General features: G+C 72.6%; 13 protein-coding genes. 10 read left to right on the top strand and 3 right to left on the bottom strand.

Going from position 1 to position 14,018, the window contains the following annotated elements; all coding sequences use genetic code 11:
• Positions 1 to 107: 107 nt before the first annotated feature.
• Positions 108 to 935 (bottom strand): hypothetical protein, encoded by an 828-nt coding sequence (locus ACWCPN_RS34565; protein WP_451214518.1) that lies wholly within the window; start codon positions 933 to 935, stop codon positions 108 to 110.
• A gap of 71 nt (positions 936 to 1,006) precedes the next feature.
• On the opposite strand from ACWCPN_RS34565, the gene ACWCPN_RS34560 reads away from it, so the two are divergent.
• From ACWCPN_RS34560 to ilvD, 4 genes are all read left to right on the top strand, one after another.
• Positions 1,007 to 1,939 carry a Ppx/GppA phosphatase family protein gene (locus tag ACWCPN_RS34560; RefSeq protein WP_451214516.1) on the top strand — a complete coding sequence of 311 codons (933 nt, stop codon included), beginning with the start codon at positions 1,007 to 1,009 and terminating at the stop codon, positions 1,937 to 1,939.
• Positions 1,940 to 2,090: 151 nt separating this feature from the next.
• The gene (locus tag ACWCPN_RS34555) at positions 2,091 to 2,903 is read left to right on the top strand and encodes a sugar phosphate isomerase/epimerase family protein (RefSeq protein ID WP_199211454.1); all 813 of its coding nucleotides are present in this window, start codon (positions 2,091 to 2,093) and stop codon (positions 2,901 to 2,903) included.
• Positions 2,900 to 3,505 carry a TetR/AcrR family transcriptional regulator gene (locus ACWCPN_RS34550; RefSeq protein WP_451214514.1) on the top strand — a complete coding sequence of 202 codons (606 nt, stop codon included), beginning with the start codon at positions 2,900 to 2,902 and terminating at the stop codon, positions 3,503 to 3,505. Before ACWCPN_RS34555 ends, ACWCPN_RS34550 begins: the two co-directional genes overlap by 4 nt.
• Before the next feature lie 167 nt (positions 3,506 to 3,672).
• A complete protein-coding gene (gene ilvD / locus ACWCPN_RS34545; RefSeq protein WP_199211456.1) occupies positions 3,673 to 5,526 on the top strand; it encodes a dihydroxy-acid dehydratase in 1,854 nt (617 codons plus the stop codon).
• Between the two features lie 53 nt (positions 5,527 to 5,579).
• Here the strand turns inward: ilvD and ACWCPN_RS34540 are convergent, their stop codons facing one another.
• Positions 5,580 to 7,748 (bottom strand): serine/threonine-protein kinase, encoded by a 2,169-nt coding sequence (locus tag ACWCPN_RS34540; RefSeq protein WP_451214512.1) that lies wholly within the window; start codon positions 7,746 to 7,748, stop codon positions 5,580 to 5,582.
• Between the two features lie 183 nt (positions 7,749 to 7,931).
• Between ACWCPN_RS34540 and ACWCPN_RS34535 the strand changes: the two genes are divergently transcribed.
• The 6 genes from ACWCPN_RS34535 to proC all read left to right on the top strand — a co-directional run bounded on the left by ACWCPN_RS34535 (position 7,932) and on the right by proC (position 12,357).
• Positions 7,932 to 8,246, top strand: coding sequence for an SH3 domain-containing protein (locus tag ACWCPN_RS34535; protein WP_365121089.1), 315 nt, complete (start codon positions 7,932 to 7,934; stop codon positions 8,244 to 8,246).
• A gap of 42 nt (positions 8,247 to 8,288) precedes the next feature.
• Positions 8,289 to 8,813, top strand: coding sequence for an EamA/RhaT family transporter (locus ACWCPN_RS34530; RefSeq protein ID WP_451214510.1), 525 nt, complete (start codon positions 8,289 to 8,291; stop codon positions 8,811 to 8,813).
• 84 nt (positions 8,814 to 8,897) lie between these two features.
• Positions 8,898 to 9,680 carry a class I SAM-dependent methyltransferase gene (locus tag ACWCPN_RS34525; protein WP_451214508.1) on the top strand — a complete coding sequence of 261 codons (783 nt, stop codon included), beginning with the start codon at positions 8,898 to 8,900 and terminating at the stop codon, positions 9,678 to 9,680.
• Between the two features lie 120 nt (positions 9,681 to 9,800).
• Complete coding sequence (locus ACWCPN_RS34520; RefSeq protein ID WP_451214506.1) at positions 9,801 to 10,625, top strand: ABC transporter ATP-binding protein; 825 nt, start codon at positions 9,801 to 9,803, stop codon at positions 10,623 to 10,625.
• Positions 10,622 to 11,401 carry an ABC transporter permease gene (locus tag ACWCPN_RS34515; protein WP_365121081.1) on the top strand — a complete coding sequence of 260 codons (780 nt, stop codon included), beginning with the start codon at positions 10,622 to 10,624 and terminating at the stop codon, positions 11,399 to 11,401. Before ACWCPN_RS34520 ends, ACWCPN_RS34515 begins: the two co-directional genes overlap by 4 nt.
• Before the next feature lie 143 nt (positions 11,402 to 11,544).
• Positions 11,545 to 12,357 (top strand): pyrroline-5-carboxylate reductase, encoded by an 813-nt coding sequence (gene proC / locus ACWCPN_RS34510; RefSeq protein WP_199211462.1) that lies wholly within the window; start codon positions 11,545 to 11,547, stop codon positions 12,355 to 12,357.
• 68 nt (positions 12,358 to 12,425) lie between these two features.
• Here the strand turns inward: proC and trpS are convergent, their stop codons facing one another.
• On the bottom strand, positions 12,426 to 13,448 hold the full coding sequence (trpS, locus tag ACWCPN_RS34505) for a tryptophan--tRNA ligase (protein ID WP_451214503.1): 1,023 nt from the start codon (positions 13,446 to 13,448) through the stop codon (positions 12,426 to 12,428).
• Positions 13,449 to 14,018: the final 570 nt, after the last annotated feature.

Here is a 14,018-nt window from a genome sequence, read left to right as displayed (position 1 = left end):
GCCCGAGTACACCCGGTACGAGGGCATCCGGCCGGCACGCCGAGAGCACGCACCGGACGCCGCAACGCCCGCCCTGCGGGCGAACGACGCGACTTTGCGGACACGACCTAGGAACCCGCCGGATCAGCCGGATGCGGTGCCACCAGGGGCAGCTGCGAGGCCAGCCGCCGCTCGCACAGCTCGGCCAGGCGGTCGTAGCCGGCCTTGCCCATCAGCTCGGTCAGCTCCGCCCGGTAGGAGACGTACACCGGCTCGCCCGCGCCGTGCGCCGACGTCGCCGAGGTGCACCACCAGTGCAGGTCGTGGCCGCCCGGGCCCCAGCCCCGGCGGTCGTACTCGCCGATCGACACCTGCAGCACGCGCGTGTCGTCCGGCCGCTCGATCCAGTCGTACGTCCGCCGGATCGGCAGTTGCCAGCAGACGTCCGGCTTGGTCTCCAGCGGCTCCCGCCCCTCCTTCAGGGCGAGGATGTGCAGCGAGCAGCCCGCGCCGCCCGCGAAGCCCGGACGGTTCTGGAAGATGCAGGACCCCTGGAAGGGCCGGGTCTGCCGGGACCCCTCGTCGTCCTCGGAGGTCCAGCCGTTGCGGGTGCCCTCGTCGTGGTGCTGCCAGATCTCCGGCGTGAGACGCGCCACGTGCTCGGCGACCCGCTTCTCGTCGTCCTCGTCGGAGAAGTGCGCGCCCAGCGAGCAGCACCCGTCGTCCGCGCGGCCCGCCTGGATGCCCTGGCAGCCGCTGCCGAAGATGCAGTTCCAGCGAGAGGTCAGCCATGTCAGATCGCAGCGGAAGATCTGCTCCTCGTCCGCCGGATCAGGAAACTCCACCCACGCGCGCGCGAAGTCGAGCCCCTTCTCGTCACTCACCTTCGGGGCCTTTCTGGGCGTCTTGCCGGACTTGGACGGCTTGTCGTCCTTCGCCTTTTTCGTCTTTGGCACGCGTCCAGGGTAAGTGGCCAGGGGCCGCTACGGGGACCGGGGACGGCGGATCTGGCAGTAGCGTTCCGTACATGAGACTCGGTGTCCTGGACGTGGGTTCGAACACGGTGCATCTGCTGGTGGTGGACGCCCACCCCGGCGCACGGCCGCTGCCCGCGCACTCGCACAAGGCCGACCTTCGGCTCGCCCAACTGCTCGACGACAGCGGTGCCATCGGCGACGACGGCATCCACCGACTGGTCGACGTGGTCCGGGACGCGCTCCAGGCCGCCGAGGACAAGGGCGTCGAGGACCTGCTGCCGTTCGCGACCTCCGCCGTCCGGGAGGCCACCAACGCCGACGACGTCCTCGCGCGCGTGGCGGACGAGACCGGCGTACGGCTCCAGGTGCTCAGCGGCGCGGAGGAGGCCCGGCTCACCTTCCTCGCCGTGCGCCGCTGGTTCGGCTGGTCCGCCGGCAGGCTGCTGGTCCTGGACATCGGCGGCGGCTCCCTGGAGATCGCCTACGGCATGGACGAGGAGCCGGACGCCGCCGTCTCCCTGCCGCTCGGCGCCGGCCGGCTCACCGCCGGCTGGCTGCCCGGCGATCCGCCCGCACCCGACGACGTACGCGCCCTGCGCCGGCACGTGCGCACGGAGATCGCCCGTACCGTCGGCGAGTTCAGCCGCTTCGGTGCCCCCGACCACGTCGTCGCCACCTCCAAGACCTTCAAGCAGCTCGCCCGGATCGCCGGTGCCGCCCGCAGCGCGGAGGGCCTCTACGTCCAGCGCGAACTCAAGCGGGAGTCCCTGGAGGCCTGGGTGCCCCGGCTGTCCGGGATGACCGCCGACCAGCGCGGGGAACTCCCCGGCGTCTCGGAGGGCAGGGCCGGCCAGCTCCTCGCCGGCGCCCTGGTGGCCGAGGGCGCGATGGACCTGTTCGGCGTGGAGAGCCTGGAGATATGCCCGTGGGCGCTGCGTGAGGGCGTCATCCTCCGCCGTCTCGACCACATGGGCTCGGACTGAGTGCCCCCGGGGCGCGGAACCGTATCCGCACTTGCCGTCGCCGCCGCGTGCGAGCGGCGGCCGTATGCCGTGCAACTACGCGGATGGCAAAGCTCACAATGGCGAACCGGCACCCCGCGTCCGGGCCGCCCGACCCCGTAAGGTGACGGACGTGGCTGAACCAAGGGACGTAAAGGTCGCCCTGTCGACGGCCTCGGTCTACCCGGAGTCGACGGCGACGGCCTTCGAGATCGCCGCGCGCGTCGGCTACGACGGCGTCGAGGTCATGGTGTGGACCGACCCCGTGAGCCAGGACATCGAGGCGCTGCGCCGGCTGTCCGACCACCACGGCGTCCCGATCCTCGCCGTGCACGCCCCCTGCCTGCTGATCACCCAGCGCGTCTGGTCCACCGACCCCTGGGTCAAGCTCCAGCGGGCCCGCGCGGCCGCCGAGAAGCTGGGCGCCGACACCGTCGTCGTCCACCCGCCCTTCCGCTGGCAGCGGCAGTACGCCCGCGACTTCGTCACCGGGGTGTGGCGGATGGCGAACGAGACGGACGTGCGGTTCGCCGTCGAGAACATGTACCCGTGGCGCTACCGCGACCGCGAGATGCTGGCCTACGCCCCCGACTGGGACGTGACCAAGGACGACTACCGGCACTTCACGGTCGACCTCAGTCACACCTCGACGGCCCGCACCGACGCGCTCGCCATGGTCGACCGCATGGGAGACCGGCTCGGCCACGTCCACCTCGCCGACGGCCGCGGCTCCGCCAAGGACGAGCACCTCGTGCCCGGACGCGGCGACCAGCCCTGCGCCGAACTGCTGGAGCGGCTCACACACAGCGGCTTCGACGGCCACGTCGTGATCGAGGTCAACACCCGGCGGGCGATGTCCGGCGCCGAGCGCGAGGCCGACCTCGCCGAGGCCCTCGCCTTCACCCGGCAGCACCTCGCCTCCACCGTGCGGGTGCCCCGGCCATGACCGGCACCACCGCGCGCCGGCGGGGCCGGCCCCCGCGCACCGAGTCCGCCGGCACCCGAGACCGCATCCTCTCCGCCGCCCGCGAGGAGTTCTCCGAGCGCGGCTACGAGAAGACCTCCGTGCGCGGCATCGCCAAGGCCGCCGGGGTCGACTCGGCCCTGGTCCACCACTACTTCGGCACCAAGGAGCAGATCTTCGAGGCGTCCGTAGCGGTCGCCTTCGCGCCCGCCCTCGAAGCGCCCGACGCGATCGCCGAGGTCCCGCTGGCCGAGGTCGGCGAGCGGCTGACCCGCTTCCTCCTCGGCGTCTGGGAGAACCCCACGACCCGTACGCCCCTGCTCGCGATCCTCCGCTCGGCCGTGAACAACGAGACCGCGGCGGCCGTCTTCCGCCGCCTGGTCGCGACCCAGCTCCTGCGCCGCGTGGCCGCCCAGGTCGACCTGCCCGACCCGGAGCTGCGCGCCGAGCTGGCCGCCGCGCAGCTGGTCGGCGCGGCGATGATGCGCTACGTGATCAAGCTGGAGCCGCTGGCGTCGGCGGACCTGGAGCAGATCATCGCGCGGGTCGCGCCCGTGGTGCAGGGCCATCTGACGCAGCCCTGACACCCGCCGCCCGGCCCGGCAGCCGTGACCCGGTGCGGCCCCGGCAGCCGCGGCCGTGAAACACGCGTCCCGCATTCCGGACATGCTTGTCCATCCCTTGGAGGGGCGGCGTACGCTCGGAGGAGTCAGAACTCTCTGGCAGAAGGTCTTCGAAGGAGCGAGCGACGATGCCCGAGCTGAGGTCCCGCACAGTCACCCACGGCCGCAACATGGCGGGCGCCCGCGCCCTTATGCGCGCCTCCGGTGTACCCGGTGCGGACATCGGCCGGAAGCCGGTCATCGCCGTCGCCAACTCCTTCACCGAGTTCGTGCCGGGCCACACCCACCTGCAGCCCGTCGGCCGGATCGTCAGCGAGGCGATCAAGGAGGCGGGCGGCATCCCGCGCGAGTTCAACACGATCGCCGTGGACGACGGCATCGCCATGGGCCACGGCGGCATGCTCTACTCCCTGCCCTCCCGCGACCTGATCGCGGACTCGGTGGAGTACATGGTCGAGGCCCACTGCGCCGACGCCCTGGTCTGCATCTCCAACTGCGACAAGATCACCCCGGGCATGCTGATGGCGGCCCTGCGCCTGAACATCCCGACGGTCTTCGTCTCCGGCGGCCCGATGGAGTCCGGCCGCGCCACGCTGGTCGACGGCACGGTCCGCACCCTGGACCTGGTCGACGCGATCTCCGACGCCGTCAACGACAAGATCTCCGACGAGGACATCCTCCGCATCGAGGAGAACGCCTGTCCGACCTGCGGCAGCTGTTCCGGCATGTTCACCGCCAACTCGATGAACTGCCTGACCGAGGCCATCGGCCTCTCCCTGCCCGGCAACGGCTCGGTCCTCGCCACCCACACCGCCCGCCGCGCCCTGTACGAGAACGCGGCCCGCACGGTCATGGACCTCACCCGCCGCTACTACGAGCAGGACGACGACACCGTACTGCCGCTCAACATCGCCACCTTCCAGGCCTTCGAGAACGCCATGGCCCTGGACATCGCGATGGGCGGCTCCACCAACACGATCCTGCACCTGCTGGCCGCCGCCCAGGAGGCGGGCGTCGAATTCGGTCTGGAGCAGATCGACGCCGTCTCCCGCCGCGTCCCCTGCCTCGCCAAGGTCGCGCCCAACGTCGCGAAGAACCGCACGTACTACATGGAGGACGTGCACCGCGCCGGCGGCATCCCCGCCCTCCTCGGCGAGCTGCACCGCGGGGGCCTGCTCAACGAGGACGTCCACGCCGTCCACAGCCCGTCCCTGTCCGACTGGCTGAAGACCTGGGACGTCCGCGGCGGCTCCCCGTCGCCCGAGGCCGTCGAGCTGTGGCACGCGGCCCCCGGCTGCGTCCGCTCCGCCGAGGCCTTCTCCCAGTCCGAGCGCTGGGAGGCCCTGGACGACGACGCCGAGGGCGGCTGCATCCGCTCCGTCGAGCACGCGTACTCCAAGGACGGCGGCCTGGCGGTGCTCAGGGGCAACCTGGCCGTCGACGGCTGCGTGGTGAAGACCGCCGGCGTCGACGAGTCGATCTGGACCTTCGAGGGCCCGGCGGTGGTCTGCGAGTCCCAGGAGGAGGCCGTCCAGCGCATCCTCACCCAGGAGGTCAAGGACGGCGATGTCGTCGTCATCCGCTACGAGGGTCCCAAGGGCGGCCCCGGCATGCAGGAGATGCTCTACCCGACCTCGTACCTGAAGGGCCGCGGCCTGGGCAAGACCTGCGCCCTGATCACCGACGGCCGCTTCTCCGGCGGCACCTCCGGCCTCTCCATCGGCCACGCCTCCCCGGAGGCGGCGTCCGGCGGCACCATCGCCCTGGTCCAGGACGGCGACCGCGTCCGCATCGACATCCCGAACCGCACGATCGAGCTGCTGGTCGACGACGCGGAGCTGGCCCGGCGCGAGCAGGCGCTGGCCGGCGTGTACGCCCCGAAGAGCCGCGACCGCAAGGTCTCGGCCGCGCTGCGCGCCTACGCGGCGATGGCGACCAGCGCGGACAAGGGCGCGGTGCGCGACGTGAGCAAGCTGGGCTGACCTGAGTCGTTCCACGCGGGGCCGCCTCCGTCCGGGGGCGGCCCCGCGCCGTCTCACCAGGCCGAGGGATCCTTCGCGGGCACGGTGAACACGGTGCCGTCGGGGGCGGTGGCGTGGACGCGCGGGCCCACGAGAAGCGGCGCCGGCAGCACCGCGGTGACCGTGTCCGAGTTCCGGCCGAGGCGGGGCGGCGTCTGCCCCACCAGGCTTCCGTCGCGCGCGTCGACGGCGATCAGCCGTCCGTCGGGCGCGCTGAAGTAGACGTGGCCGGCGGAGGAGACCGGTGCCGAACCACGGCTCACCGACGTCTCCAGGTGCCAGAGCCGGCGGCCCGTACCCAGGTCGACGGCGTCCAGCGAGCCGCCGGCCGCCAGTACGTGCACCACACCGCCGCGCACGTCCGCCTGCGGCGCCATCCGCCGGACCGGGAGCGCGACCCGGCGCACCGAACGCGTCGCGGGCGCGTAGCGCACGACACCGGTCGCGTCCCCCGTGGCCGGATCGACGGCCAGCAGGAACAGCGCACCGCCCGCACTGCCGACGACCTGCAGCGAGCCCTTCAGCCGTGCGTTCCACCTGACGTCACCGGATCCCGGGTCCAGCGCGGTGAGCAGCGTGTCCGCGCCGTCCGCCGAGGTACCGGCCGCGTAGGCCAGGGGGTCGCCGTCGGGGAGGGTCAGCGCGGGGGTGTCCCGTTCGGAGACCCGTCGGTGCCACTTCCGGGCTCCCGACGAGGCGGACGACCCCGTGACCGTCCCGTCGGTGCCGGCGACCAGCAGCGTGCCGCCGCTGAAGCGCGCCGCTCCGTGCGCGGGCAGGTCCCGCCGCCACCGCTGCTCACCCGAGGCGGGGTCCAGCGCCGCCACCCGGCGGCCACCGTCGGCCGGTACCAGGAGCAGGCCGTCCACGAGGGCCGGTGCCCCGGCCGCGCGTTCCCCGGTGACCGGGTGCCGCCACAGCAGTGCGCCGTTCACCGGGTCGAGCGCGAACGCCACCCCGGCCCGGACGCACAGCAACTTCCCCTCTCCGTACACGCACTGCGGCATCCCGGAGCCCTTGGCCGCCGGCCTCGCCTGCCACGAGGCGACGGCGGCGGCACCGGCCGGCACCCCCGTCGACCGGGCGGCCGGAGCGGTGGTGCCGCCCGGCCACAGCAGTCCGCTGAGCACGCCGCCCAGCACGACGGCGAGCACCCCCGCGGCCAGGGCCACCCGCCTGCCGGACCGGATCCGGGACCGGGGCCCGGACTCCGGACCCGACGTGCCCGACGTGGACCGCGGCTCGCGCTCCGGCCCGGCGTCGGGTGCGGGCGCCGGTTCGGCGGCGGCGGACCCGGGCGGCGCGGTGTCGTCGCCGGTCCGCTGCGCGGGTATGAACGCCTGGGTGTCGTACGAGGCCGCCACCGAGCGCAGTTCCCGCATCAGCTCGTCCGGCGTCGGCCGGTCCTCCGGCTCCTTGGCCAGACAGCGCAGCAGCAGCGGCGCCAGGCTCTCCGGCACCCCGGTCAGATCCGGCTCGTCGTGCACCACCTGGTACGCGACGACATAGGGACTGTCCGAGTCGAACGGCCCCCGCCCGGTGGCCGCGTGCACCAGCACCGACCCGAGGGCGAAGATGTCCGCCGCCGGGCCGACCTCCCGGGGACGCCGGAACTGCTCGGGCGCCATGAACGGCGGCGTACCGATCAACTTGCCCGTCTCGGTCCGCAGTTCACTGTCCTTCGGCCGGGAGATGCCGAAGTCGATGACCTTCGGCCCGTCCTCGGCGAGCAGGACGTTGCTCGGCTTGAGGTCGCGGTGCACGACGCCCACCCGGTGGATGTCCCGCAGCGCCTCCGCGAGCCCGGCCATCAGACGCCGCAGCTGCGCCGGCGGCATGGGCCCGCTCCGCTTGACGTGGTCCGAGAGGGTCGGACCCGGGATGAACAGCGTTGCCATCCAGGGCCGTTCGGCGTTCGGGTCGGCGTCCACGACCGGAGCGGTGAAGGCTCCGCTCACCCTGCGGGCCGCGGCCACCTCCTGCCGGAATCGCCCCCGGAACTCGCGGTCCCTGGCGAACTCCGCGTGCACCACCTTCACCGCGAGCTTCAGCCCGGAGTCACTGCGGGCCAGATGGACCACGCCCATGCCCCCGGAGCCCAGACACGACTCCAGGCGGTACTGACCGGCGTACTCCGGAAGTTCCGCTTCCGCACCGGCTCCGGTGCTGCGCTGCGGCGCCATGGACCACCCCCGTGCTTTTCGTCCGTGCGCGCGACGCACGGAGCCTAGTCGATGACTCGTACGAGACCGAGGCGGCTTGCTAGCCTCCGCGTGCGAGTCGCGCACCCGGGTCCCGGGCGGCGGCGCGCGCGGTACTGGAACGGACCCCATCGCGGTCATGGGGCTCAACGGGGGAGGACTGTCATGTCCGTCGATCACACCGACGCGGCCACGAACGACGCCGGGAGCGAGTCGCCGACGGCGGCCGCCGTACGCACGTACCCGGTCGCCCCGGGCGTCCGGCTGAACGTCCGCAGCGGTCCCGGCACCGGCTACGGCATCGTCCGGGTCCTGTCCGAGGGGGCCAGCGTGCCGATCTTCTGCCAGACGCCCGGCACCACCGTGACGGGCCCGTACGGCACCTCGAAGATCTGGGACAACATCAACAACGGCGAGTTCGTCGCCGACGCCTACGTGCACACCGGCAGCGACGGCTACGTCGCCTCCCGCTGCTCCTGACCCCGCCGGGAGCCCGCCCGCGCGCGGAGCCATAATCGTCCCGTGAGCGACGAAACCGGCACCCCGGAGGACCAGGCGGGCTCCGCACGCGGCGGGACCACGGGCGGCGGACCCCGCCCCGAACCCCTCCGCTTCTTCGGCACGTCCTGGGTGGACCACGACCACGGATACGCGGCCCGCCGGGCCGGCGTCGCGGCCGGCTCCCTGGCCGCGGCCACCGTCTCCTGCCTGGTGCTGCGCTTCGCCTACGACGGCCTCCAGATCGCCGGCACCGGCGCCTTCGTCACCGTGCTGATCATCGCCATGTTCGCGATCTGCAGCGCGCTGGCCTTCCGCAACACCTGGGAGGGCTTCGGCAGGCGCCACGACCCCCAGCGGCAGGCCTCGCTGCGTGGCCTGCTCGCCATCGGCTTCGTCGGCTCCCTGCTGGCCTACTTCTTCCGCTCCCTCACCGAGGCCCCGGGGGAGAAGCTGCACCGCGAGGAGTACGACAGGGCCCGCGAGGAGTACGAGCGCCGTTCCTCCCGGCGCACGGGCGACCCGTCGCGGCGCAAGCGCCGCCGCTGACACGGGGCCGGCGGTACGGCTCGCCGCGGCCGCGCCCGTGAAACCCCTTGTGTCCCCGCCCGCCGGTGCGGACAGCATGGCGGTATGACCACGTCCCACACCGCCGAGCCGGCGCGCGGTCTGCGCGCCCACTCCTTCAACGCCGCGGCCGCCCAGTACGCCGCGAACCGCCCCTCCTACCCGCCCGCCCTCCTGGACGCCGTCGAGGAACTGGCCCGCCGCCCCCTGTCCGGCGCCCGGGTCGTGGACGTGGGCGCGGGCACCGGTATCGCCACCGCCCTGCTGCGGGCCCGGGGGGCCGACGTCCTCGCGGTCGAGCCCGGCGAGGGAATGGCCGCCGAGTTCCGCCGCGCCCTGCCGGACGTCCCGGTCGTGCGGGGCGACGGCAACGCCCTGCCGGTCGCCGACGCCCACGCCGATCTCCTCACCTACGCCCAGGCCTGGCACTGGACCGACCCCGCCCGGGCGGTCCCGGAGGCGCTGCGCGTGCTGCGTCCGGGCGGGGCGCTGGCGCTGTGGTGGAACACCGACGCCGTGGACGTCGAGTGGATCGCCGAGTCGGCCGAGCGGACCGCCCGCTTCTTCGGCGTCGACATCCCCGCCGAGAAGCGCGGCGCCGGCGACCGCGCGCAGGCCGATCCCACCGGGCGGCTGCGCTTCACCCGCCGGGACATCCGGTGGAGCCGCCGTGTCCCGTTGGACACCCACCTCGCCAACATCGGCAGCCACTCGGCGTTCCTGGTCGCCCCGGCGGAGCGCAGGGACGCCTTCTTCGCGGAGGAGCGCGGCCATCTGCTGAAGGTCTTCCCGGACGGCGTCGTCGAGGAGACCTACGACGTGCTGCTGCTCGTCGCCACCACCCCCTGACACCACGTCACCTACGAGAGCGAAGCGGCGGCCGGGCCGACCGGCCGCCGCTTTCCGTGTCCGGGCACACAGGTACGCGCCCCTTGACGGCACCGGTCCGCCGGGACAATTATTCATCACGTGATGAATTACGTTCCCGATCAACCGCGCCCCACGGAGCCGGACGCCGTACGCGCCGACGGACTCACCGTCGTCCGCGGCTCCCGCACCGTCCTGCGCGACCTCGCCTTCACCGTCGCGCGCGGCAGGATCACCGGCCTGCTCGGTCCGTCCGGATGCGGCAAGTCCACCCTCATGCGCGCCGTCGTCGGCACCCAGGCCAACGTCTCCGGCACCCTCGACGTCCTCGGCCGCCCCGCCGGACACCCCACCCTGCGCAGCCGCATCGGCTACGTCACCCAAGCCCCCTCCGTCTACGACGACCTGACCGTCCGCCAGAACCTCGACTACTTCGCCGCGGTCCTCGACCCCCGCCGCGCCAGGCCCGACCGCCACGACGACATCGCCCGCGTCCTCACCGACGTCGACCTCACCGGCCACGCCGACGCCCTCGCCGGCAACCTCTCCGGCGGCCAGCGCAGCCGCGTCTCCCTGGCCGTCGCCCTCCTCGGCGCCCCCGAACTCCTCGTCCTGGACGAACCGACGGTCGGCCTCGACCCCGTCCTGCGCCGCGACCTGTGGAAGCTCTTCCACGACCTCGTCGCCGACCGGGGCGTCACCCTCCTCGTCTCCTCCCACGTCATGGACGAGGCCGAACGCTGCCACCGGCTGCTGCTGATGCGCGACGGCCGGATCCTGGCCGGGGGCTCCTCCCGGCAGGAGGCCGGGGGAGACACACCGGAAGCCCTGCGCACCCGCACCGGCACCGACACCGTCGAGGCCGCCTTCCTCCGCCTGGTGGACCAGGACGCCGCCGCGGACCGCACCGAGGAGACGACCCGATGACCCCGACGCCCCCCGCGGCCACCGCCCCGACCGGCGCGTTCAGCGCCGCCCGCACCACCGCGACCGCGGCCCGCGTCCTGCGCCAACTCCGGCACGACCCGCGGACCATCGCGCTGATGGTCCTCGTCCCCTGCCTGATGCTGGTGCTGCTGCGCTACGTCTTCGACGCCAGTCCCCGCACCTTCGACAACATCGGCGCCTCGCTGCTCGGCATCTTCCCGCTGATCACGATGTTCCTGGTGACCTCGATCGCCACCCTGCGCGAACGCACCTCGGGCACCCTCGAACGTCTCCTCGCCATGCCCCTGGGCAAGGCCGACCTGATCGCCGGCTACGCGCTCGCCTTCGGCGCCCTCGCCGTCGTCCAGTCCGCGCTCGCCACCGGACTCGCGGTCTGGCTCCTCGGCCTGGACGTCACCGGCTCGGCCTGGCTGCTCCTGCTGGTCGCGCTCCTCGACGCCCTGCTCGGCACGGCCCTCGGTCTCTTCGTCTCGGCCTTCGCGGCCTCCGAGTTCCAGGCGGTCCAGTTCATGCCCGCGGTGATCTTCCCCCAGCTCCTGCTCTGCGGACTCTTCACACCCCGCTCCGACATGCACCCCGCCCTCGAGGCCGTCTCCGACGTCCTGCCCATGTCGTACGCCGTCGACGGCATGAACGAGGTCCTCCACCACACCGACATGACCGCGACCTTCGTACGCGACGTACTGATCGTGGCCGGCTGCGCGGTCCTGGTCCTGACCCTCGGCGCGGCGACCCTGCGCCGGCGGACCGCCTAGGGCCTGTCCGACCATGCGCGCCTGCCGCCCACCGGGCGGACGACGGGAATGGTCGACAGGCCCTGGGACCCGCCGGGGGCGGCGGCGTTCCGCCAGCCGGACAACGCCCCGCGCCCCGCCGCCCCGGTGCGAGACTGAACCGCATGAGCCAGAAAGTCGCAGTCCTCGGCACCGGCAAGATCGGCGAAGCCCTGCTCAGCGGAATGATCCGGGCCGGCTGGGCCCCCGCCGACCTCCTGGTCACCGCCCGGCGCCCCGAACGCGCCGAGGAACTCCGCGCCCGTCACGGAGTCACCCCGGTCACCAACACCGAGGCCGCCAAGACCGCCGACACCCTGATCCTCACGGTCAAGCCGCAGGACATGGGCGCCCTCCTGGACGAACTCGCCCCGCACCTCCCCGCCGACCGCCTGGTCATCAGCGGCGCCGCCGGCATCCCCACCTCCTTCTTCGAGGAGCGCCTGGCCGCCGGCACCCCGGTCGTCCGCGTCATGACGAACACCCCCGCCCTCGTCGACGAGGCCATGTCCGTCATCTCCGCCGGCAGCCACGCCGGGGAGGCGCACCTGGCCCACGCCGAGGAGATCTTCGGCGGTGTCGGCAAGACCCTGCGCGTCCCCGAGACCCAGCAGGACGCCTGCACCGCGCTGTCCGGCTCCGGCCCGGCCTACTTCTTCTACCTGGTCGAGGCCATGACCGACGCCGGCATCCTGCTCGGTCTGCCCCGCGACAAGGCCCACGACCTGATCGTCCAGTCCGCCATCGGCGCCGCGGTGATGCTCCGCGACAGCGGAGAACACCCGGTCAAGCTGCGCGAGAACGTGACCTCCCCGGCCGGTACGACGATCAACGCCATCCGTGAGCTGGAGAACCACGGCGTACGCGCCGCCCTCATCGCCGCCCTGGAGGCAGCCCGGGACCGAAGCCGGGAACTGGCCTCCGGCAAGAAGGACTGACGAGGAACGACCGGCCCGGGGGCGGCGGGTCACCGGATCACCCACCGCCCCCGGAGCCGTCCGTCCTCCTAGCGGGCCGCCGGCGCGGGCTCGGACCCGGCCGGCACCAGACCGATCGCCCGATGGGCGGCGTCCACGGTCGGCCGCGCCGTCGCCCGGGCCTTCTCGGCGCCCCGGCGCAGCACCCCCTCCACATAGGAGGGATCCGCGCACAGCTCACGGTGCCTCTCCTGTACCGGCCTGAGCACCTCCACCACGGCGTCCGCGGTGTCCTTCTTCAGGGCGCCGTAGGAGTCGTAGTCACCGGCCAGCGCCTCCGGGTCCCCGCCCGTGCACGCGCCGAGGATCTCCAGCAGGTTCGCCACCCCCGGCCGCGCCTCCCGGTCGTACTCCACGTCGCTGCCGCTGTCGGTCACGGCCCGCATGACCTTCTTGCGCACCACGTCCGGCTCGTCGAGCAGGTAGACGATCCCCGGCCCCGAGTCGTCGGACTTACCCATCTTCGACGTCGGGTCCTGGAGGTTCATCACCCGGGCGGCGACCTCCGGAGGAGTGGCCCTGGGCACCACGAAGGTGTGCCCGTACCGCTGGTTGAACCGGACCGCCAGGTCCCGCGTCAGCTCGACGTGCTGCGTCTGGTCCTCTCCGACCGGCACCTCGTCGGCCCCGTAGGCCAGGATGTCCGCCGCCATCAGCACCGGATACGTCAGCAGGGACAGCCGCACGCTCCCGCCCCGCTCGCGTTCGCGCGGAGCCTTCTCCTTGTACTGGATCATGCGGCGCATCTCGCCGTCCGTCGCCACGCACTCCAGCAGGTACGACAGGCGCGTGTGCTCGTCGACGTGGCTCTGCAGGAACACGGTGCACAGCTCCGGGTCGAGCCCCGACGCGAGCAGCAGCGTCGCCGCCTGCCGGCTCAGTCTGAGCACCCGTGCCGGATCGTGGTCCACCGTCAGCGCGTGCAGGTCGACGACGCAGAACAGGGCGTCGGACCTGTGCTGGTCCACCTCGGCCCAGCGCCGCAGGGCTCCCAGGTAGTTCCCCAGGGTCAGATGTCCGGTCGGCTTGACCCCACTGAAGACCCGTGTCATCTCGGCTCCATCTCCTGATCGAGACCGCCGTTCCGGCCGGCCGGCCCCCGGAGTCCTGGAGGAGAAACGAGAACGGCCGCCGAAGCGGCGGCCGTTGAGTGCACACGTGAGTCGGCCGCCGTCAGGCGGCCCACCAGAGCTGGCTACACGTACGCGTGGTCATGTCGTCAGAGTACGCCCGCAGTGGGGTCCGCGGGGGCGAGTTGACACACCATGGACCCGTGCGTAGTGTTCTCCGAGTTGTCCGACGTGAGAGCCGACCTCGGTCGGTCCCCGGACAGCCATTCCGCAGGTACCAGCCACTTCATCGACGTTCCGCGTCGGATGCTTTGGCGCGCGTATTCGCGAAATGAGGAATCCGTGTTCGAAAGAGCGCAGCCCCCGATTAGCTCGGGAGCCGGGAATCCGCTAAAGTCTCACTCGTCGGAACGGCCCAACAGCCGCGAAGACAAACCCGCCGACCGGGAATCGGACGCCGAAAGGATCTGATAGAGTCGGAACCGCCGGAAAGGGAAACGCGGAAGCGAGAACCTGGAAAGCACCGAGGAAATCGGGTCGAGAAAAGATCTG

It is taken from the genome of Streptomyces sp. NPDC002386, from assembly GCF_053593175.1.
This window is presented reverse-complemented; position numbering and strand designations above follow the sequence as displayed.